This is a genomic window from Bacillus sp. ABP14, assembly GCF_001831375.1.
GTDB lineage: Bacteria > Bacillota > Bacilli > Bacillales > Bacillaceae_G > Bacillus_A > Bacillus_A paranthracis.
In genome coordinates this window covers 778,294-800,669 of record NZ_CP017016.1, presented here as the reverse complement: position 1 = coordinate 800,669, position 22,376 = coordinate 778,294, and the positions used below count along the sequence as shown (strand labels likewise).

Below are 22,376 nucleotides of genomic sequence, written 5' to 3'. Positions count from 1 at the left end.
TCTGTTCCGACAGCAAAATACGCCATTTTTGTAATGATTACGAAATAATTACGTAACACTATAGAAACAATATTAACCTATCAGAAATTGAAATACTACCTTTTTTATGCATCACATGCTCAAATCTCCCCTAAAAACTATAAGAAAGCACTTTTAGGATATTACTGGAATTATTACAAAATATTAATGACCCGTTACGAAAGCTTTGTAATTTTATGTTTTTCGCAAATAAGAAAATAATGGTTGCTATAATGAGGTCAACGAAAACAAATGCAATGGAGGCTATTATGAAAAAATTTATGGGTATAGCAACAGCAGCGGTTTTTGGTCTTGGGATTTTCACAACATCTGCTAAAGCAGAAACAATCGTAACGACTGATGTACTAAATGTACGAGAAAACCCAACTACTGAATCAAAAGTTGTAGGAAAATTATTAGATGGATATAAAGTTAACGTTTTACATACAGAAAACGGATGGTCAAAAGTGAAATTGAATAGCGGTAAAGAAGCTTTCATTAGTGCTGACTACACAAAAGACACTTACTACGTAACAGCTAACGTATTAAACGTACGTGCTGGTGCAAACACAGACTCAGAGATTCTTGGTAAATTGAAACAAGATGACGTAATCGAAACAACACACCAAGTTGAAAATGGTTGGATCCAATTTGAATATAACGGAAAAACAGCTTATGTTCACGTTCCTTACTTAACAGGTAAAGCTCCAGTTAAAGTTCAACCAGTAGTTAAAGCTGCAAAAACAACTACAGTTCAAGATACAGCTAAAGCCGTGGCAACAACTAAAGCTCGTGAAGTAGCTGAAACGCAAGCAAAAGCTAAAGCGGAGGAAGCAACTAAAGCTCGCGAAGCAGCTGAAGCTCAAGCAGCGGCTAAAGCTCGTGAAGCAGCTAAGGCTCAAGAGGCAGCTAAAGCTCAGGCAGAAGCTAAAGCTCAAGAAGCAGCTGAAGCTCAAGCAGAAGCTAAGGCTCAAGAAGCAGCTAAAGCTCGTGAAGCAGCTAAAGCTCAAGAAGTAGCTGAAGCTCAAGCAGCGGCTAAAGCTCAAGAGGCAGCTAAAGCTCGTGAAGCAGCTAAAGCTCAAGAAGCAGCTGAAGCTCAAGAAGCAGCTAAAGCTCGTGAAGCGGCTAAAGCTCAAAAACCAGCTACACAACAACCTGTTGCAAAAGAAACTGAAACAAGTGCACCATCATCTTCTCGTGAATTACGCGTTGTAGCAACAGCTTATACAGCAGATCCACTTGAAAATGGTTATAAAGCAGGCGACCAAGTAAAATCAGCTTTAGGTCACAACTTAACAGCTAATCCAAACATGAAACTAATCGCGGTTGATCCAAGTGTCATTCCATTAGGTTCAAAAGTATGGGTTGAAGGTTACGGAGTAGCAATCGCTGGTGATACTGGTGGAGCTATTAAAGGAAACAAAATCGATGTTTTAATGCCTGATAAAGGTACATCAAGTAACTGGGGACGTAAAACAGTTACAGTTAAAGTATTAAACTAGTTTGTAAAAAAGGGTCAGTCTCATTGAGGCTGACTCTTTTTTTATGATTCTTACATTCTTTCTTTCTCTTGAAAGTAAGTAATATTATCTCGAAGCCATTTCCTCTCCGACATAAACAAGTTTCCACGTTTTTTGTACACTTTATCAAATGTCTTTAGAACTTCTTCATGATTAGCAAACTTATGTAAGAAACGAAGAGCGATGAGGATTTCTGATTCATCAATAGACTCTACTTGATTTTTACGTCTTCTAGAAACAACTTTCGTTACACGTTCGCAAATTGGCTTAATCGCCATTTCATCTCCATATGCATAAATAGCTCGAATGGCCTCATATTTCACCATGACACTTCTATCAGATAAAGAATCAATATAAACTATTTGTAAGTCTGTTCTTCCGATTTCTGCCAAAGTCTCAATGGCTGCCGAACGAATATAAGCACTATCGCTGTGTAAAAGTTTCGTTAAAGATAAAATTGATCGCTTTGTTCCAATCTCATGTAAAGTAGCACATATATTTACAATATCATCTCGATTCTCTTCCACTGTAAGTAACTTCAATAAGGCATCTTCTGCTTCTAACGATTTACACAACTTTAAAGCAATGACAGCGGAATAACGAACTCCACTATTTTTATGATATATGTAAGGAATAATTTTATGTGCATTGCTCGCTTCAGATAATTTACTTAAATCTATAAGCATACTATCCAACACTACCCTGCTTTCTTCACTTTCTAACCGATTTATCAAATAATCTGCAATATACATCTCTCTAGTATTTATTGCAAGTTGTGTAATTAAAAAATAAAGGCTCGTTTTTATATATACTTTTCGTGCTTCCGTTACTTTCTCTTGGAAACAAGAAAAAAGCGATAAATCATTTAACTCCCTCGCTTCTTCATACGCACATTGCCGAATACCTGCTTCTTCATCATCCATCCGCCTTAATAAATCATCTATATACTCTTCCATCTCCTTCTCTCCCGTCCAAATTAAGTCTATCTCTTTGCATTCTATATACGATAGACTACCATTTCAACAGAAAAAAGAGGATGCCACAGCATCCTCTCCTTCTCTCCCCTATTCCACACAAGTAAACTGCGTCCAAGCTCCTACATAATCTAGTAAGAATAACTCTTCGTCTACAATTGTACCGACAATATTTTTCCGTTCATCTATCGGCATTTCTTTTAGAATGATTTGTAGTTCACCTTTATACTTACCAAATGAATTGTTTCCAATTACAACTTGCCCTCTTTCCTGTCGTACACTTTCGCGCACCGGGAAGTCATAGTCTTTGTATTTCTTACGTACTTCTGTAGAACGTACCATATATTCTGTTATATCGCCGCGTCTTACATGTAATTCTTGTAGCGTGGCTCTCTTCTCTACTTCAGTCGCCTCGTCTACAAAGTGTACCTTTAACTGTAACATGTAACGATTTAAGTTTCCTAGTTTCTCTAACTCTTCTTCACTCGCATAAGCATTTCCGATAATAACGTCATCAATAAGCCCTGTCGCCCATAAATGTTTCGCTTGTACTTCAATCGGTAAGTTACGATGCTCTTCTAATGTACATAATCCGTCGTTAATATCCCATGGGCCGATGTTAGCTGCATGTGACGTAATAAACGCTGCCGTGCGAATACCATGTTTTTTAAAGCGTTCACTACAGCGAATGAAATATTCGTATGGAAGTCCAGTAAATTTTTGCGGATAGAAGTTATGACAACCGATTAAAGCTGACTTATTCGCTTGATGCGAAAGAATATTTTCTAAGTATGCAATATCGTTACTTACGTTTAGCTCAATTTTTAAGCCGTACGGGTTATTTGTCATTTTCGCTTCAGTTAATCCGTCAAACCCTAAATCTAATCGAATACCGTCTGCACCTAACTCTGCGAAAAATGATAGATCACTATAACTAATACCGAGCTGATCAAAGACAGCTGGAGCTACATCTAAAATAACTTCCATATCGTTATCTTTCGCATGATGAATAATTTCTTTAAATTCAGCTACAATTTCTTCTTTCGGACGATTCACAGACAATAGGCATGTGAATATTCTTGAAAAACCGTGGCGTGCCGCTGCCGAAATGTATGCCATATCTTTTTCTTTCGTTGAATGCTCTGGATAAAGTGAAATTCCTAATTTACGCTCCATGCTTTTGCATCTCCTTCACACGTTGTATTAATGCCATGCTCGTAAATCTATATTTTGCAGATAAACATGTTGCACATAAAATCGTTGGTACAATAATTACGTACGGTGATTGTAAGCTTAGCATTACATAGGCACCCATTGAACTACCGATAAATACAATTGATACTAGTAGTAAAACTAATAAAGATTTACTTTGTACCCATTTTGAATAATGTGCAATACACTGCCCCGCTACAAATGTAATTAAGATGATAATTGCTCCGAGCATTTTTCTTTCTCCTCTCCTGCTAATTGTTGTTTCTCATACATTTTGAAGAACGGATAGTAAATAACGAATGAGATAACAAAGTTAACAAGTACAAGTACACCAGCCATAATTGTCCAGTCCGTACTAATAACCGCTGCAATTGGTGCTAACATCGTAAATGGCAATTTCGCCATCATCAGCGGAATCATACCTGAAACAACTGCGAAATATGATACTGTCGTTGTCACTAACGGTGTAATAACGAATGGAATAATTAAGATTGGATTCATTACAATTGGTGCCCCGAAAATAATCGGTTCGTTAATATTGAATAAGCCTGGCACAAATGATAATCTACCTAACTCTTTTAGGAACTTAGATTTAGAGAACATAAACATAATAACTAAAGCTAACGTTGAGCCTGATCCACCGATCCATACGAACCATTGAATAAATTGCTCTGTAAATAAGTTTGGTAATTGATGTGCATTTCCTGTAGCTGTGAATACTTCCATATTTTCAAGAATTGCTGAATCCCACATCGGACGAATGATTGGTCCTAAAATCGCAGGACCATGTATACCGAATGACCAGAAGAACACGATTAAGAATACCGTTAATAAACCGCCGAATAAATTATTTCCTACTAATACTGATTTTAGTGGTGCGATTAAATATGTGATTGTTGTATTTACATCAAATTTTAAACCGTAACGAATACCCCAGAATAAAAGAATAACGACTAAAGTTGGAATTAATGCTGCAAACGAATTTGAAACTGCTGGTGGTACACTATCTGGTAATTTAATCGAGATATTATGCTTAATCATAAAATGATAAATTTCTACTGCAATTAAAGCTGTAACAATTGCTCCGAATAAAGATGTTGCACTTAATGTTCCTACTGAAATATATCTACCTGCATCAATAACACCTGGTACAGCTTTCGTAATTTGAATTGGTTCAACTGATGCTAGTAAAAAGGCGAGTACAGATAACAACCCTGCACTTAACTGATTGAGCTGATAAAAGTTGGCGAGTGAAGCTCCTACCCCAAATGCTGCGTATAGCGCCATTAAACCTACTGTAAATCGGAATGGAATATCTAAAATATGACGAAACGGTGCAATCCACTCCATATATGCATCAATTGGTAAATTTAAAAAGATAACGAAAAATGATCCGACAATCGTTAACGGCAATGTAGAAATAACTCCGTTTCGAATTGCTAATAAATGTCGTTGTCCTGCAATCTTTTGCGTTGTTGGCATAATCTTTTGTTCCATAAAACTCATAAAACCATTCATCAATACCCCTCCTCTTTTTCCTTACTATGAAATAAAGTTATAACATTATAATGTTTATATTTAAAAAAATATAATTATGCTAAAACTAATTGTTCTGCTTGTTTCAATACTTTCAAACCGTCACACATGCCATAATCTCGTTGCTCTATAATTGCAACTGGTATATCGTATGACTTCGCAAGAAACTGTACCGCTGGAAGCAAATACTTCACCTGTGGTCCGATTAAAACAACATCAGCATTTTTTATCTCCAGTTTCACAAGTTCTGAATCAACTGCTTTAATTTTATAATTCTTCCCTTGTTTCATTGCCTCTTCTTGCATTTTTCTTACAACCATACTCGTTGACATGCCTGCTGCGCAACATAATAAAATGTACATCTTATACTGTCACTTTCTCTTCTATTCGTTTATGAAGAGTGATAAATTCTTCAGCAAGTTCTTTCACTGTAATTGCATTCATTAAATGATCTTGCGCATGCACTAACAGTAAACTGATTTCTGCATGATTTCCTCTTGCCTCTTCTTGAATTAAGTCTGTTTGAATGCGATGAGCTGCTGAAATTTCTTCACTAGCAAGTGTCATCTTTTCACTCGCATTCTCAAAATCTCCTTGTCTTGCAAAAGCAATTGCTTCAAGTGACGCGCTTCTCGCGTTGCCACCATGTAAAATTAACGCAAATGGAGTTTGCATATCAGTCATTTCAAATTCCCCCAAGCTATCTTTTTTCTATATGGTTATCTTATTATGAAAACGCATACAATTAAACATAAAAAACTTCCGTTGTGTAACGGAAGTTTTTATATACTTCTCTTATAACGATAATAATATCTCTTGAAAATCTTCAACCACTTCAGCCTGAGCTAATTTCTCTATCGTATTTTGATTAGACATAATATCATATAAAAAATCATAAAGCTTTTGTAAATCTTCATTATTATTGCGCTTTACACTAAATAAAATAATAACTTGTACTTTCTTATCTCCCCAGTCAACCGCTTTATTAAGTGTACAAAACATCAAAAATGTTTTCTCACTTAATAACTGCATTGGATGTGGAATCGCAACTAAATTTCCAACCGCTGTAGGGGATGTATTCTCTCTTTCCATAACAGAGTCATAAAAGTTTTCTGGTACATAATTTTTTTCAGCAGCTTTCTCACATAAAAATTGGATAACCTCTTCCTTCGTAGAAGCACTGTAATTTAAAAAGATTAAATCTTCCTTCATATATTGCTGCACACTAGTATTCACATGCGTAAATAACTGCTGACCAATTGACTTAATCTCTTTATCATCAAATATTGAGTTTACTTTTATAACAGGCACAGGTAAACCACTTGGTATATGAATCGTACTAATAATACAATCTATCTTTTCTTTGTAGAGATCTTCTACTTTCAATTGATAATAACCTGTAATCCCTACAATCTCTAATTTATCTCGGAACTGTGATAGAATTTTATATTTCAATAGTTGAGCACTTCCTTGACCAGTCGCACAAACTAATAAACATCTTTTCTTTTGATTCTGTTCCTGTAAACGACTCATCGCTCCGCCGAAGTGAATCGCAATATAACCAATCTCACTTTCCGGAATCAATTCTCCCGTGTATTCACCAATTATATCTCCAACGAGAACCGCAATTTCAAAAGCATACGGATAATTCTTTTTCACTTCTGCCAAAAGAGGATTTCTCGTATTTAACTTATACTTCAAACGGTTTAATAACGTTTTTAAATGAACACCAAACCCGAATAATAATTCTTCATCATAATAAAAAATAAGATTCCGTTCTTCCGCTACTTTAAAAAGAATATGTTGCATGAATGCATATAGATCTTTTCCTAATAGTTCTTCCACATTTTCATAACGATCTTTCGTTGTAACAGCAGTGCTTAATAAATGCATCGTCACATATAAAACTTCTTCTTCTGGAAATGAAAGATGCAACTCTTTCTCTAAATCCTCTAAAATCTCTTTCGCAATTGTATATTCTTTCTTTATGATAAGTTCAGCTTGCTCTACATGTAGTCCTTTCATATAATGTTGATCTTCACAACGCTTTAATGCAATTGCAATATGAATGACTAAATTATCAATTTCTATATCTGATAAATATATCGCTCCTCCTTCGATATACTTTAGTATAACCGAACGGATAAGCGGTATATGAAGTAACGATAAGTATGTATCACTCTGCTCAAATTGCTCATGAAACGGAGTATGGTCATAACGCGGTAAACCATATTGTGATAAACAAGAACGAATATGAAACTCCTCTCCGACAATACGTATACCATAATACGGTCTCTTTTCAATTTGTAATTGATAGCGGCCACATATATCTGTAACATCTTTCATAATTAAATTTACAGTCGATTTACTGACATAAATCTCCTCTGCTAACTGTGAAAGCTTCACATATCCCTCAGTCGTTAAAATACGTTGCAGAATGTAAGCTACCCTTTCTTCATAAGAAGTCGGGATTTTTTCTGTCTGTTTTTGAAATAGACTCACGCAAAACTCTTCAAACTTCTTCGCTTGTATAATTTCTAGTTCGTATCCAGTCCCTCTTTGCGATTCAATTTTCGCTCCGTTTTCTTCCAATATATCATTCAATAACTTTATATCTTTTTGAATCGTCTTCGTTGATACATGTAAACGGCTCGCTAAAAAAGCTCGATTTAACATCGATTTCTCTTCTAAAAACTCCTCTAAAATAGAAACTAATCGCTGATGCACCTTTGTCATAGCTCTTCCTCTCGCACTTATATAAAAAGGAAAAAGCTGCTGAGGTCAGTAGTTTTTTCCTTTTTCATTTTATCTATTTCTTTAATGTAAATCCGAATTTATCCCATGCTTGTAAATAATCTAATAAGAAAATTTCTTCTTCCACAATTCGGCCAACTACATTTGTTTTTCCTGTGTTCACCATATCTTTTAAAGCAATTTGCAATTCACCTTTATATTGACCATACTGTTCATTATCAATTAAAAGATCGCCACGCTTAATTTCACGTGTATGATGAGGTTTAAACTCTTCTTTTTTATATTTCACACGGCTTTGTGTCGAGCGAATCATATATTCAGATACATCCCCGCGATAAAAATGAGGTTCATCTAATACGATAATTCTTTCTAGTTCTGTCGTTGTATCATATAACTCTATATCAAATGTTTGTTTCTCTTTATTTAATGCACCTAGTGCTTGTAATTCTTCTTCTGATGCATAAGCGTTCGCAATAATAACATCATCAATTAATTCTGTCGCAAATAAATGCTTCGCCTGTGTTGTCATTGGCAGTTCACGATGCTGTTCTAACGTACATAATCCTTCTGTTACGGGCCAAGGTCCATATGTTGCATCAAATGATGAAATAAAAGCAGCCGTTCTCATACCGTAATCTTTAAATTGTTTCGAGCATGTAATGAAATGATCGTATGATAATCCAGAATAACGATGCGGATAAAAATTATGGCAACCAATTAAATTTTCACGATTTGGTCTATGGCTCATAATATTATCTACATACTTCGTACCGTTACTCATATTAATCTCAATTTTTAAGCCATACGGATTGTACGTCATAATTGATTCTTCTAATCCTGAGAAACCAACATCTAAACGAATACCGTACGCACCTAGTTCATGGAAGAATGATAAATCATTATACGAAATACCTAGTTGTTCAAAAACAGCTGGACTAATATCAACTAATACTTGGAACCCTAATGCATTTGCATGAGAGATCGTTTCTTTAAACTCTTCTATAATTTTCTCTTTTTCTCCATCTACAGACAATAAGCATGTGAATACACGTGTAAATCCGTATTTACTTGCTAATGTTAAATATTCCTTATCTTTCTCTACTGTTGAATGTTCTGGATAAATAGAAATACCTAATCGTCTCATATGTACACGCCTCTTTCTTCATTGTTTTGTAAACCTTTTCAAATATATGTAGTGAAAAAGTATATATCCCCTTCTCATTCACCACTTTTTGAATCCGCTTTCTTTAAAGAAAAAACAATTTCTATCATTCATAACAACTACCAGTCTATACATCTATACTTTACATCTTTTTTTCATAGTTGTGTAGTCTTTCCACAAATTTGTCAGTTTTTTACCTCGAAAATTGTTGTACGTTTTCAAGGCACCTTCCTTGACTGTTTCATTGGCCAATACATATACTCGAAAGAAAAGAGAAATTTTTATATAGGGGATGAATATATGGGAGAAGCAATACTCGTAAAACGAGAACCGTTATGGACGAAAGAATTTGTTGCGCTAATTCTAGCAAACTTATGTATGTTTTTAGGATTTCAAATGTTAATTCCGACTTTACCTGTTTATGTGAAAGAAATTGGAGGTACAAGTTCCAATATTGGATTTGTTGTCGGTATGTTTACTGTTGCGGCACTTTTTGTTAGACCGCTAACTGGAAATGCCTTGCAAAAATTCAGCAAAAAAATCATTTTAATGATCGGTACTGCTATTTGTTTACTCGCTATGGGTAGTTATCTTTTCGCTTCAACTGTTTTCCTATTGCTTGCCGTTCGAATTTTACACGGAGCTGGTTTTGGTATTACAACGACTACATATGGAACTGTCGTTTCAGATTTAATTCCGCAAGCTCGCCGCGGTGAAGGCATGGGATATTTCGGTCTTTCTGGAACGATTGCAATGGCGCTCGGTCCACTTATCGGACTTTGGCTTATGCAAACATATAACTTCACGATTCTTTTTTTATGTGCACTTTCCTGTACAATTGTTTCATTAATATTAACGAAACTACTTCAAATCAAAAAATCGCCGCAATCACCACAGCAAACATCTGGTACCTTCCTTGATGGATTTATTGAACGTAAAGCTTTACTTCCTTCATTATTAATATTATGTATTACATTAATGTACGGGGGAATCGGAAGCTTTATTACGTTATTTGCTACGGAAGTCGGCATTGCTGATATAAGCCTCTTCTTCTTATTTAATGCACTTGCAATCGCTGTTACTCGTCCATTTTCCGGAAAGTTATATGATGCGAAAGGTCATTCCTTCGTAATTATTCCAGGAGTTATTATTACGTTTACAGGGATTATTTTATTGTCGTATACAACTACCATTCCAAGCTTAATTATTGCAGCAGCATGCTACGGAAGTGGTTTCGGAGCGATTCAACCTGCACTACAAGCGTGGATGATTGACCGAGTAGCACCGCACCGACGAGGAGTCGCAACAGCTACATTCTTCTCAGCATTTGACCTTGGAATTGGTGCTGGCGCGATTATTTTTGGATTCATTGCACATTTTACAAACTACGCAACTGTATATCGTTATTCCTCTCTACTACTTATTGCTTTCCTGTTCATTTACATTACAAGTGTAAGGAAACAAAAGCATGGAGATAAAAACAGAGAAAAAGCTGCTGGATAATTTCAGTAGCTTTTTTATCGTATTTTTGATGTTATAAAACTACATGCATTTCCCTACATATTTTTTTAACTTTCGTCAAAAAATATACGATGAACTCGTAGACGCTTTCCTTCATATTCAAATGAACAACACTATTCTAAAAAATGTGATTTCTTTACAAAAACACTGTCTATATAGGGGTTAAACCAATTAAATCCAGCTGTTTCTTTAAAGAATTGTAAACTTTTCTTCCCTTTGTAAATTTAGTGTAAATTTTACTGACAAACCGTTTACAGTGCCTCAAGGTTTAGTTAATAATTACATCGTACATGAAATTTAAGGAGTGGAATGCGTGGAATACAATATTCAAGATATGATCTTCCAGTTCATTGGTGGATTAGGTATTTTCTTATTCGGGATTAAATACATGGGCGATGGACTGCAACAAGCTGCTGGAGATCGTCTTCGCGATATTTTAGATCGCTTTACAACAAACCCACTTATGGGTGTACTAGCGGGTATGTTAGTTACTGTATTAATCCAATCAAGTTCAGGAACAACCGCTTTAACAGTCGGACTTGTAAGTGCCGGATTTATGACATTAAGACAAGCAATCGGTGTTATTATGGGTGCAAACATCGGAACGACAGTTACTGCATTTATTATCGGAATTAAAATCGGAGAATACGCACTTCCAATTATGGCAGTTGGAGCTATCTTACTATTCTTCTTTAAAAATAAAAAAGTACATTCTTTCGGACAAGTTATATTCGGTTTTGGTATGTTATTCTTCGGTTTAGAATTAATGAGCACAGGTATGAAGCCTCTTCGCTCTTTAGAATCATTCCAAGAATTAATGATTAGCATGAGTGATAATCCCATTTTAGGTATTGTGGTCGGTACAGTTTTCACTTTAATTGTACAAAGTTCAAGCGCAACAATCGGTATTTTACAAGAACTATTCGGTCAAGGCGCAATTGATTTAAAAGCTTCGCTTCCTGTATTGTTCGGTGATAACATAGGTACAACAATTACAGCTGTATTAGCTGCAATCGGTACTTCAATTGCCGCAAGACGTGCTGCATTAGTTCACGTTATCTTTAATATCGTTGGTACAATTATCTTTACGATTTTATTAATACCTTTTACAAGTTTAATTCAGTATTTCCAAACGTCATTAAACTTAAATCCAGAAATGACAATTGCATTTGCACACGGAACGTTTAACGTAACGAATACAATCATTCAGTTCCCATTCATTGCAGTATTAGCCTGGATTGTAACAAAAATCATCCGTGGTGAAGATTCATCTATTAACTTCAAACCGCAACATTTAAATCCAATCTTTATTGAACAATCTCCAGCCATTGCTTTAACAGAAGCTCAAAAAGAAATCATCCGTATGGCTGAGTTTTCATTAGATGGACTAAAAGAAGCAAATCAATTTTTAAACACACAAGATAAAAAACATGCTGATATGGCTACTCAATTAGAAGGAGCTATTAACAATTTAGATAAAAAAATTACCGAGTATTTAGTTTTACTATCAGAAAAGCCACTTTCACCTACGGATTCTGAAAAACATTCCGTTTTAGCAGGTGTTGTCGGAGATATTGAACGTGTCGGTGATCATGTAGAAAATCTTGTAGAACTTGTAGATTTTCAAATTTCAAACCGCGTTTCACTATCAGGCGAAGCACTAGCTGAACTAAATGAAATGCTTGAGTTAACAATTTCAACATTACAAGATGCAATCAATGCTTTAACTAACTTCGACACTGAACTAGCTCAAACAGTTATTGCAAAAGAACGTAAAATCGACCAAATGGAACGTGTTCTCCGTAAACGTCACGTATTACGTCTAAACGAACGTAGCTGTTCAGGTGATGCAAGTATCATCTTCGTTGATATGGTAAGTAACTTAGAGCGTATCGGTGATCACGCTGTAAATATTGCTGATGGTGTTTTAGGTGAACAAGGTAAAGTCAATTTAAAACAATCATTATAATAAGAAAAGAGACGCTAATGTAAGCGTCTCTTTTCTTATTTCATATTTACAACAGTTCTTCCCTTTAACTTTCCTTGCAATATAAGTGTAAACTTCTCCTCTACTTCTTCTAATGTACATTCTTCTGTATAAGATCGTAACTCTTTATTTCTCCATTCATTTGCTAAGAGCGTCCACACATCACTTCTCACATCTACTGGGCATTGCACAGAATCTACCCCTAAAAGGCTTATGCCTCGCAAAATAAACGGATATACCGTTGTTTGTAATTCCTGGCCTGCCACATTACCACATGTCGTTACACAACCACCATACCTCACTATTTTTAAAGCTGTTTCTAACATATGTCCACCTACAGTATCGATAACTCCGGCGTATATCCCTTTTAACATCGGTCTTCCTGATTCATCATTCAATTCCGCGCGATGAATCACTTTTTTCGCTCCTAGACGTAGTAGCATCTGTTCCTCTTCCATTTTCCCTGTCGCTCCTACTACGTTAAACCCTAACTTACTTAAAATGCTTACAGCTACACTCCCTACGCCGCCTGTAGCACCCGTTACTAAAACATTCCCCATACTAGGGGTTATACCTGCTCTCATAAGCTTATATACTGATAAAGCCGCTGTAAAACCTGCTGTTCCGTACATCATACTTTCCTTTAATGACATTCCCTCTGGTAAAGGGACAATCCAAGATGCGGGCACGCGAATATATTCTCCGAAACCACCAGAAGTATTCATCCCTAAATCATATCCCGTTACAATGACTTGATCTCCTACCTTAATAGTAGCATCTTCACTACTCACAACTTCCCCTGCCGCATCAATACCTGGCGTATGAGGATATGTTCTCGTAACACCTTTATTACCAGTAGCTGAAAGCGCATCTTTATAATTTAACGAAGAATAATGAACCCGTATTAATACGTCCCCCTCAGGTAAACTACTTACTTCTCTCTCGACAACGTTTCTTACAAACTGCTTATTTTCTGTTTCGTTCACAACGATTGCTCGGAATGATGTATGATTCATTATGTTCTCTCCTTTATCCGTCAAATTCTTCTTTATTATATAGAAGAAACAAGTAAACCTACTCATTTCTTCTTGGCTATATTTCAACAAATCTTACTTCTCTATTACTTTCTCATAATACATATTTTCATTTCTACTAAAAAACCTTATACTTATTCTACATCTAAAAAATAAAATATATAAAATCTGACTTTTTATAAATAAATTGAATTTTTACGAAATGTAAATGATTTGTAATGTTTTTTTTCGCTAAATTTCATTATAATAAGTGGATATGAGTGTCGTATTTCAATCCAAATGAAGGAGTACAGGAAATGGAGCAAAACCCATCTTTGCAAGAAAATACACGCAGTAAACCGAAAAAAAGTAAGAAAAAAATAAAAATTATTATAAGCGTTATACTATTCTTTTTAATAGTAGGTGGCGGTTATACTTGGTTTTTAGTAAATAAAGCATCTTCTGCTGTTCGAAATGCCGCACATGATTTAGCGCGCGGTGATAAATCTGATTTACGTGATAAAGCTGTTAAACCTATTACGAACAATGTCTCTGTTTTAATAATGGGTGTTGATGAAAGTGATGTCCGGGGAAAAGAATATGGTGGCGCTATAAGAACAGATGCGCTGTTGCTTGCAACGTTTAATAAAGATAGCAAAACTGTTAAACTATTAAGTATCCCACGTGACACATATACTTATATTCCAATAGAAAAGAAAAAAGATAAAATTACACACGCTCATGCATTCGGTTCTGCTAAAAACGGAAAAAATGGTGGACCACAAGCAAGCATTGATGCAGTTGAAAAATTAATGAATGTTCCTGTCGATTATTTTGTGAAATTTAACTTTAAATCATTTATAAAAATCGTCGATGACTTGGGCGGTATTGAAGTTGATGTACCAGTCGAATTTACTGAGCAAGATAGCAATGATAATGCAGAGGCAATTCACCTAGAAAAAGGTGTTCAAAAGTTAAATGGCGAAGAAGCTCTTGCTCTTGCTAGAACAAGACACATCGATAGTGATGCAATGCGTGGACAACGTCAACAACTCGTTATCGAGGCTATTTTAAAGAAACTAACAAGTGTTGGTTCTGTAACAAAAGTTGGCAACATCATTGATGATATTAACGGACAATTCGTTACAAACTTAACATTTGATGATATGCTTTCATTCTATAAGTACGGATCGGATTCAGAAATCGAGAAATTACAAATTCAAGGTGACGACTGCTATATGGAAAAAGGTGACGATACATGTAGCAAATCCGCTGGTGGCGGCCGAACGTATTACTACAATCCAGATAAAAAAGAATTAGCAAAAGTTACAAACGATCTTCGTTCTCATCTCGGATTACCTGCATATACAAAAACAGACTCTGATTCGAAGAAAACAAATACAGAGAAAACAAAAGAATCTAAATCTGAAAATTCAAGTGAACGAGAATCAAGTAACAATGAAATAAAAAATAAAAATAGCAATGAAGACACAGAAACATCGTCTAACGACAATGAATAAAAAAGAAGCAGTTCTCTATGGAGGTAGAGTACTGCTTCTTTTTATTGCTTCATAATTAAAAATCAGAACTTTCTAACTATCTTTTTTAATATTTTTAAATTATAATAAATAGTAGCAATCTATTCCAATTATCAGGGGGCTCATACATATGAAAGCTGCAGTAAAACATAACATCTCAGATTTTAGAGACTACTTAAAGTCAAACGATATATACATGGAAGAAAATATAGATGAAAATGATGGCTCTGTTCACTTTTCAGTAGGATTAGAGACAGAAGCTGGCGCAAAAATTCAACTGATCGCTGCTTTCCAAAACGAACATCCTACTGTAGATATATACTGCTTCAATGTTGCTCACGTACCGGATGCAACAGCAACAAATGACATTTTGCACGTTATCAATGAATTAAACACATCTTACCGATTTGCAAAATTCACATTAAACAAGCAAAATGCAATTGACATTTCAACATCTCTTGCATTCTCAGAACCAAACTTTAATCCAGCACTTGTATTTGAACATACGAGAATGCTATATAAATTAGCTAATGACGAATATAAAAATTTAATGAAAGTGATTTGGGCATAAAGTGAAACTTTAATCAGTGGGGGTTTTGTTCATCCCCCACTGATTATTAGTTGAACCAATCGGGCTTTTACGGGCAGTTGATCCCCCACCTAACTTCTTTGCTTCCGCTGAATTTTGAGGTGTGGGGTCTTACTGCCCGTTAATGCGGGATAAATAAAAGGATGGGCTGCAAGCAGCGCCATCCTTTTATTTCGATATCATATCAATCCACATCTTAATAGCTGTACCTACAATCAAAATCGATAACATATATTGCAGTGCTTTTTGATTGATCTTCTTCCCAACTCGCGCTCCAAGCGGCGCAGCAAAGATACTTGCAATCGCAATAATAAGAGCTGGAATTACAACTACTTGTCCAGTTATTACTTTTCCAGTCGTAATCCCTACTGAGGAAATAAACGTAATAGCGATAGATGTTGCTATCGTTGTACGTATCGGCAATTTTAAAATAACTAGCATAATCGGAACTAACAGGAACGAACCTCCAGCACCTATAATACCTGATGCGCCTCCTACAATAAATGCTAACAAACTTGCTAACCATTTATTATATTTTACTTCATCACCATTATTTCGTTTCGGTACGAACATCATAATAGCAGCTATTGTTGCTAACGTTGCATAAACAACATTGACCGTATGTTCCGCTAATACGTTAGCACCAAAACTACCTATAAAACTTCCTATTAATATACTAGCTCCCATATATACAACTAGCGTTTTATCCATATCATTACTTTTCCGATAGGCCCATGCCCCTGCAAAAGTTGCAAAGAATACTTGCACCGCTGTAATACCACTCACTTCATGTGCAGTATAGCCAGTAAATCCTAGCAATACCGGAATGTATAAGATCATCGGATAATTAATAATCGCACCGCCAATTCCAACCATTCCTGATATAAACGATCCTATAAACCCAATTATAAAAAGTAATACGACTAAGCTCATCTTACATCCCCTCCCTTCTAGAAAGAAGATGAATTAAATGAATAAGTTCACATTCCCATCCGAAGCATCTGCTAAATATGCTCCTACTCCTGCAAACTCTACCCCTTCCATAATCTCTTCCTCTTTTAACCCTAATAAATCTACTGTCATTTGACAAGCGACAAGTTTAATCCCCTGTTCTTTCGCCAAATCTATTAAATCTGGTAACGGCATCGCATTATGTTTTTTCATAATACCTTTAATCATCTTTGGTCCCATACCAGCAAAATTCATTTTAGATAATCCCATCTTATCAGCGCCACGTGGCATCATTTTTCCAAACACTTTTTCGATGAAAGTTTTCTTTACCTTTACATGTTCATCTTTTCTTAAAGCATTTAATCCCCAGAAAGTATGAAAAATCGTTACCTCTTGATCATAAGCAGCTGCACCATTTGCAATAATATAAGCAGCCATCGCTTTATCATAATCTCCGCTAAACAAAACGATTGTTGTTTTCTTTTGTTGTTCCATGTTGTTCTCCCTTCAATTACCTATAGGGGTATTCTAATTTTTATAAAAAAAGCATTTCGCCCTATTCTACTTTACCTTCCCAAGCTAACATACCACCTACCATATTGATCACTTGAAAACCGTAACTTTCTAAAAACTCAACTGCTCTTGCACTTCTTCCGCCAGAACGACAAACGATAATATACTCTTTCTTTTTATCCAACTCATGCATACGAAACTCCAATAGTCCTAGTGGAATATTACACGCTTCTGGAATTTTCCCTTCAGCTACTTCTTCTACTTCACGTACATCTACGATATTTACTGCTTCTTTACGTACCAATTTTTCTTCTAATTCTTTTGCTGTCATTTCTTTCATTTTACATTTCCTCCTCACAAACCATTCATTCCGCCTGAAACATTGATAACGTGCTGAAATCCTAATTTTTTTAACATTTTCGCTGCTTGTTTACTTCTCATTCCACTCTGACAAATAACGATTACTTCCCTATTCTTATCTAATTGATTTGTCTTACTCGCTAAGTCATTTAGCGGGATATTTTGAAATCCTTTCATATGATTTCCTCTATATTCACCTACTGTACGAACATCGATAAAGTACTTTCCCTGTTTTCCTACTATACTTTTTAATTCTTTTCCGTTTATATTTTGAACACCTTTCACAGGTAAAAAGCGTGAAATAACAAACCATGCAGCAAGTACAATGAAAAGCGTACTTAATATTGTGTTCATATAATCAACCTCTCTACATTTATAAAAATACTATGCCTTCTTAATCCAAAACTTCAGCACATCGCCTTCCTCTTCATGCTTTACGATGTCATGGCCACTTTTATTTGCCCAAGCTGGAATATCCTTAACTGACCCTTTATCAGTTACCTGTACTTCTAACACTTCTCCAGTTTGCAAAGTATCCATCGCTCTCTTCGTTCTTACAATCGGCATTGGACATGCTAAATCTTTTGCATCTAATACTTGTTTTACATTCATCATCTATTCCTCCATTTTTCATTCATTCGTTTATTTATTTATTTATTTATTTATTTGTGAACTGCACAACGATTTGGACCAATCTCCATTTCACGCTCTTCATCCAAACTCGGGTGAATTTTACCCATATTCGTTTGACGGATTTCTTCATATGCATTCGGTTGAGGTGGTAAATTCTCTGTTACAACTTTACGGAACTCTCCCTCATCCTCAATATTTAAACCTGCATTATGCTCAAATAAATCTTTTAATTTTGCACTAACAATACCACTTTCGTCCATTTCACTTATTTTTGAATAATGAGCCGGTAACACAATTAAACTTTGAGATAGTTCTTTATATCGGCTATACAAAGTATTACGTAAATCACTTACCCAATCTTCAGCTTTCCCAGCAAGATCTGGACGCCCGATGGAATCTACAAATAAAATATCGCCTGATAATAAATAGGAATCATCTACAATAAATGACGTACTTCCAATCGTATGCCCTGGTGAGTATAATGCGTCAATTTCAATTTTAGTACCCCCCACCGTAATAACAGATCCTTCAACAAGCGGTTCGTATGAGAAAACAACTTCCTCCGCATCTTTTGGCGGTAACCAATACGTACCACCTACTTTTTCCGCTAACTTACGTCCTCCAGAAATATGGTCTGCATGTAAATGTGTATCCATTACATTCGTAATCGTAACAGCATGCTCTTTCGCAAATTCTTCATACGCTTCAACTGTTCTTACTGCATCAATAACTGCTGCTTCACCGTTTGAAACGACCATATAAGATAAACAGCCTTTTCCAAGACGGTTAAACTGATACATACTTCCGCCATTTTTTAAATCTCCAACTTTTACAGGCTTTACATATTCACTCCATGCCTTCATACCACCAGCTAAATAATAAATATTTTCTAATCCAGCCTCTGTTAATTGCTCTGCCACAAATATAGAAGACCCTTCTTTTGCGCATACTACTAAAACATCTTTATCTTTAGGTAATTCACTTACAATATGATCTACACCATCTAACAAATCAAAATACGGTTTATTTATAGATGAGATTTGTTTCCCTTCAATTTTCCAATCTTCATAATCCGTCTCATTACGAACATCTAAAATAAACAACTCTCCGAATAAAACTTTCTCTGCAACATCTTTTGCTTGTAACGGTTTAACATCCATTTAATTACCCCCATAGGTATATTTTTATTTAAAAAATTTTAATTCTTTATATTCCCTTGCCACTCTAACATGCCTGGAATGACATTCTTCACATTTACATAACCTTTCTCTTTCAACATGTGGCAAGCTACATCACTACGGTTACCAGTTCGGCAAACAACATAAATTTGCTTCGTCTGATCTAAAGCTGCACTGTCTAACTCTCCTAACGGCACGGAAACAGCCGATGGAATATGACCAAAGGCGAATTCCGCCGCTTCTCGAACATCTAATACAATACACTCTTCATCACTTAATAATATCTCTTCCAACTCTTCATTCGTAATTGTATGAGGATACTTTGCTACTTCATTCACTTCATGCTCATGCGCTTTCCTAACGTAATGCATCAAAACATCGCCCTCTTGTTTCGTCCCGATATATTGATGCCCTACTTTATTCGCCCAGCTTTGTATGTCTACTGTAGACCCTTTATCTGTTGCCTTAATTTCAATCACTTGTCCTGATGCCACTCCTTCTATCGCCTTCTTCGTTTTCACAATCGGCATCGGACAAGCCAAACCTTTACAATCTAAACTCATATCCACTTTTATACTCATAGTCGATTCCTCCACAATTTATATACATATACCTGTAGGGGTATATTAAAATGTTTTTGAAAATCTGTCAACTCTTACGTTTGACAGATTATCGGCTTTTTACAAGTAATTGAACAGCTTCTTTAATTAACTCTTCATTTGAACCGTTACCTTTTTCAAACTGCTCACGTAAACATTGCTCTAGATTTGTTCCAACAACAAGTCCAATTGTACGATCAAGTGCAGAACGAGATGCCGTTAACTGTGTAATAACCTCTCGGCAATCTTTTCCTTCTTCCATCATACGAAGCACACCACGAACTTGGCCTTCAATACGTTTTAATCTATTTTTCATATCTTGATTGTATTCCATTGTATAATCACCTCATTACCATTATGTCACTATTTATAACCTATGACAATATATTATACCCTACAGGGTATTTTGTAAACCCGTATTTTTAATTTTTACCTTATACATTCACAAAATACAAAGCGAAACCTTAATCTATAGGCTTTCATCTTCCACCAAATTTTAAAGTGGAAGATGAAAAAATATCAATATACAACACGTTCTGATACTACCGTTCCATACAATTTAAAACCACCATCTACATTCTTTACCTTATACCCTTTTTCCATTAACATGCGTGCTGCTACATACCCTCTCATACCAAGTTGACAAGTAATATATATTTCTTTATCTACCGGCACCTCATCCAAACGATCACGTAATTCATCTAAGGGGATATTAATAGAACCTTTAATCATTCCTTGTTTTAGTTCATTAGGCTCTCGAACATCAATAAGATATCCACCATTTTCAACAATATGATCTATTTCATGCCATTGGACTGTTTCCACAAAACCATCTACTATATTACTTGCCGCATACCCTACCATGTTTACTGGATCTTTTGCAGAAGAATATGGCGGGGCATATGATAATTCTAAATCCGGCAAATCGATTACAGTTAAGTTTGCCTTCATTGCCGTTGCGATAACATCCATACGCTTATCTACACCGTCACGTCCTAACGCCTGTGCTCCATAAATTTTTCCGCTTTCTTTATTAAAAATTAACTTTATTAGTACTGGCGTAGCATTCGGATAATATCCAGCATGAGAATTTGCCTGCACATGAACTACCTCATAGGGTATATTTAATCGTTTTAATATTTTCTCATTTACGCCCGTCGCAGCAACTGTTAAATCAAAAACTTTAGCTACAGAAGTTCCCAGTGTACCTTTATATACAGAATCTGTATGACCATAAATAATATCTGCTAACATGCGACCTTGACGATTAGCTGGCCACGCTAAAGGAATCATCGTTTCTGTTTCTGTAACAAAATCTTTCACTTCAATCGCATCACCAATTGCATATACATGTGGATCCGATGTTTGAAATTTCTCATTTACTTTTATCGTCCCTCTAACTCCTAATGCTAATCCTGCATCCTTCGCTAAACTACTCTCTGGTTGTACACCAATTGCTAAAATAATCATATCTGTCTCTATAATTGAACCACTTTTTAAACGTACAACAGTCCCGCTCTCTTCTAATGCATCTACACCATCTTCAAAAACAAGCTCAACATCGTGATTTTTCATATGTTCATGCACATATGCTGCCATTTCATAATCGATTGGTGGCATCACTTGATTCGCCATCTCTACAAGAGTAACCTCAATCCCGCGTTCTCTTAAATTCTCAACCATTTCCACTCCAATAAATCCGCCACCAATAACCGTCGCATGACGTGGTTTCTTCTCATCAATATACGCTTTAATACGATCTGTATCAGGTACATTTCGTAACGTAAACAACGCCTTCGCTTCTTCAATGCCCGGAATAGGTGGAACAATTGGTTTCGCCCCTGGTGAAAGAATTAACACATCATATTCCTCGTTATATGTTTCATTTGTCGTTACATTCTTTATCGTAATTGTTTTCTCTTCTTTATTAATCTTTACCACTTCACTCAATACACGTATATCTAAATTAAAACGCTTAGACATCTGTTCAACAGTTTGTACTAATAATTTTTGTCTTTCTGTAATGACACCGCCAATATAATATGGCAATCCACAGTTTGCGAATGAAATGTATTCACCGCGTTCAACCATAATAATTTCATCCTCTTCACTTAAACGACGAAGCCTTGCAGCTACTGATGCCCCGCCGGCAACTCCACCTACTACTACAATTTTTCTAGACATATTTCAAACCTCCATACTATTTATTATTTAATTCCCTCATATATCATATATAAAACCTATACCTGTATGGGTATATGATAAATTATAAAAAATTGAATTTCAATCCATATGACTTTCTTTCACAAATTTGAAAC

The 22,376-nt window shown here is 35.6% G+C and carries 23 protein-coding genes; 5 read left to right on the top strand and 18 right to left on the bottom strand.

Translation table 11 applies throughout. From position 1 onward, the window contains the following. Positions 1 to 164: 164 nt before the first annotated feature. The gene (entC, locus tag BGI23_RS04160) at positions 165 to 1,520 is read left to right on the top strand and encodes a cell wall-binding protein EntC (RefSeq protein WP_070805290.1); all 1,356 of its coding nucleotides are present in this window, start codon (positions 165 to 167) and stop codon (positions 1,518 to 1,520) included. 50 nt (positions 1,521 to 1,570) lie between these two features. Here entC and BGI23_RS04155 read toward each other — a convergent pair whose 3' ends face one another. The 8 genes from BGI23_RS04155 to BGI23_RS04120 form a co-directional block, all read right to left on the bottom strand. Beyond that, a complete protein-coding gene (locus BGI23_RS04155; protein ID WP_000393381.1) occupies positions 1,571 to 2,494 on the bottom strand; it encodes a HEAT repeat domain-containing protein in 924 nt (307 codons plus the stop codon). Positions 2,495 to 2,602: 108 nt separating this feature from the next. After that, positions 2,603 to 3,688: a DUF871 domain-containing protein gene (locus BGI23_RS04150; RefSeq protein ID WP_070805289.1), complete on the bottom strand. Its 1,086-nt coding sequence runs from the start codon at positions 3,686 to 3,688 to the stop codon at positions 2,603 to 2,605. Next, on the bottom strand, positions 3,678 to 3,956 hold the full coding sequence (locus BGI23_RS04145; protein ID WP_000900037.1) for a hypothetical protein: 279 nt from the start codon (positions 3,954 to 3,956) through the stop codon (positions 3,678 to 3,680). Before BGI23_RS04145 ends, BGI23_RS04150 begins: the two co-directional genes overlap by 11 nt. Further along, the gene (locus BGI23_RS04140) at positions 3,932 to 5,242 is read right to left on the bottom strand and encodes a PTS sugar transporter subunit IIC (RefSeq protein ID WP_001013059.1); all 1,311 of its coding nucleotides are present in this window, start codon (positions 5,240 to 5,242) and stop codon (positions 3,932 to 3,934) included. Before BGI23_RS04140 ends, BGI23_RS04145 begins: the two co-directional genes overlap by 25 nt. 74 nt (positions 5,243 to 5,316) lie before the next feature. Further along, a complete protein-coding gene (locus tag BGI23_RS04135; RefSeq protein WP_070805288.1) occupies positions 5,317 to 5,622 on the bottom strand; it encodes a PTS sugar transporter subunit IIB in 306 nt (101 codons plus the stop codon). Position 5,623: 1 nt separating this feature from the next. Beyond that, positions 5,624 to 5,944, bottom strand: coding sequence for a PTS lactose/cellobiose transporter subunit IIA (locus tag BGI23_RS04130; RefSeq protein WP_070805287.1), 321 nt, complete (start codon positions 5,942 to 5,944; stop codon positions 5,624 to 5,626). A 111-nt stretch (positions 5,945 to 6,055) separates the two neighbouring features. Continuing rightward, entirely contained in the window at positions 6,056 to 7,996 is a 1,941-nt protein-coding gene (locus BGI23_RS04125; RefSeq protein ID WP_070805286.1) for a BglG family transcription antiterminator, read from the bottom strand. Between the two features lie 73 nt (positions 7,997 to 8,069). Further along, complete coding sequence (locus tag BGI23_RS04120) at positions 8,070 to 9,158, bottom strand: DUF871 domain-containing protein (RefSeq protein WP_070805285.1); 1,089 nt, start codon at positions 9,156 to 9,158, stop codon at positions 8,070 to 8,072. Between the two features lie 318 nt (positions 9,159 to 9,476). Here BGI23_RS04120 and BGI23_RS04115 point away from each other — a divergent pair, with 318 nt between their 5' ends. Beyond that, on the top strand, positions 9,477 to 10,679 hold the full coding sequence (locus tag BGI23_RS04115) for an MFS transporter (RefSeq protein WP_070805284.1): 1,203 nt from the start codon (positions 9,477 to 9,479) through the stop codon (positions 10,677 to 10,679). 331 nt (positions 10,680 to 11,010) lie between these two features. Next, complete coding sequence (locus BGI23_RS04110) at positions 11,011 to 12,666, top strand: Na/Pi cotransporter family protein (RefSeq protein WP_070805283.1); 1,656 nt, start codon at positions 11,011 to 11,013, stop codon at positions 12,664 to 12,666. A gap of 35 nt (positions 12,667 to 12,701) precedes the next feature. Here BGI23_RS04110 and BGI23_RS04105 read toward each other — a convergent pair whose 3' ends face one another. After that, the gene (locus BGI23_RS04105) at positions 12,702 to 13,700 is read right to left on the bottom strand and encodes a YhdH/YhfP family quinone oxidoreductase (protein ID WP_070805282.1); all 999 of its coding nucleotides are present in this window, start codon (positions 13,698 to 13,700) and stop codon (positions 12,702 to 12,704) included. Positions 13,701 to 14,014: 314 nt separating this feature from the next. On the opposite strand from BGI23_RS04105, the gene BGI23_RS04100 reads away from it, so the two are divergent. Together BGI23_RS04100 and BGI23_RS04095 are read left to right on the top strand one after the other, a co-directional pair. Beyond that, positions 14,015 to 15,217 (top strand): LCP family protein, encoded by a 1,203-nt coding sequence (locus tag BGI23_RS04100; protein WP_070805281.1) that lies wholly within the window; start codon positions 14,015 to 14,017, stop codon positions 15,215 to 15,217. Between the two features lie 148 nt (positions 15,218 to 15,365). Then, positions 15,366 to 15,806 carry a hypothetical protein gene (locus BGI23_RS04095; protein WP_044790707.1) on the top strand — a complete coding sequence of 147 codons (441 nt, stop codon included), beginning with the start codon at positions 15,366 to 15,368 and terminating at the stop codon, positions 15,804 to 15,806. A gap of 186 nt (positions 15,807 to 15,992) precedes the next feature. Here the strand turns inward: BGI23_RS04095 and BGI23_RS04090 are convergent, their stop codons facing one another. The 9 genes from BGI23_RS04090 to cdr all read right to left on the bottom strand — a co-directional run bounded on the left by BGI23_RS04090 (position 15,993) and on the right by cdr (position 22,242). Next, complete coding sequence (locus BGI23_RS04090; RefSeq protein ID WP_070805280.1) at positions 15,993 to 16,757, bottom strand: sulfite exporter TauE/SafE family protein; 765 nt, start codon at positions 16,755 to 16,757, stop codon at positions 15,993 to 15,995. A gap of 33 nt (positions 16,758 to 16,790) precedes the next feature. Further along, positions 16,791 to 17,270 (bottom strand): DsrE/DsrF/DrsH-like family protein, encoded by a 480-nt coding sequence (locus BGI23_RS04085; protein WP_000437728.1) that lies wholly within the window; start codon positions 17,268 to 17,270, stop codon positions 16,791 to 16,793. Positions 17,271 to 17,331: 61 nt separating this feature from the next. After that, positions 17,332 to 17,628 carry a rhodanese-like domain-containing protein gene (locus BGI23_RS04080; RefSeq protein ID WP_044790960.1) on the bottom strand — a complete coding sequence of 99 codons (297 nt, stop codon included), beginning with the start codon at positions 17,626 to 17,628 and terminating at the stop codon, positions 17,332 to 17,334. Positions 17,629 to 17,642: 14 nt separating this feature from the next. Then, positions 17,643 to 18,002 carry a rhodanese-like domain-containing protein gene (locus BGI23_RS04075; protein WP_001092321.1) on the bottom strand — a complete coding sequence of 120 codons (360 nt, stop codon included), beginning with the start codon at positions 18,000 to 18,002 and terminating at the stop codon, positions 17,643 to 17,645. A gap of 30 nt (positions 18,003 to 18,032) precedes the next feature. Beyond that, positions 18,033 to 18,263, bottom strand: a complete 231-nt coding sequence (locus BGI23_RS04070) for a sulfurtransferase TusA family protein (RefSeq protein ID WP_002035794.1) — start codon at positions 18,261 to 18,263, stop codon at positions 18,033 to 18,035. A gap of 47 nt (positions 18,264 to 18,310) precedes the next feature. Next, positions 18,311 to 19,441 (bottom strand): MBL fold metallo-hydrolase, encoded by a 1,131-nt coding sequence (locus tag BGI23_RS04065; protein WP_070805279.1) that lies wholly within the window; start codon positions 19,439 to 19,441, stop codon positions 18,311 to 18,313. Between the two features lie 38 nt (positions 19,442 to 19,479). Next, a complete protein-coding gene (locus BGI23_RS04060; protein ID WP_070805278.1) occupies positions 19,480 to 20,040 on the bottom strand; it encodes a sulfurtransferase TusA family protein in 561 nt (186 codons plus the stop codon). Positions 20,041 to 20,128: 88 nt separating this feature from the next. Beyond that, positions 20,129 to 20,392, bottom strand: a complete 264-nt coding sequence (locus BGI23_RS04055; RefSeq protein ID WP_000456204.1) for a metal-sensitive transcriptional regulator — start codon at positions 20,390 to 20,392, stop codon at positions 20,129 to 20,131. A gap of 185 nt (positions 20,393 to 20,577) precedes the next feature. Further along, on the bottom strand, positions 20,578 to 22,242 hold the full coding sequence (gene cdr / locus BGI23_RS04050) for a CoA-disulfide reductase (RefSeq protein WP_070805277.1): 1,665 nt from the start codon (positions 22,240 to 22,242) through the stop codon (positions 20,578 to 20,580). Between the last annotated feature and the right edge of the window lie 134 nt (positions 22,243 to 22,376).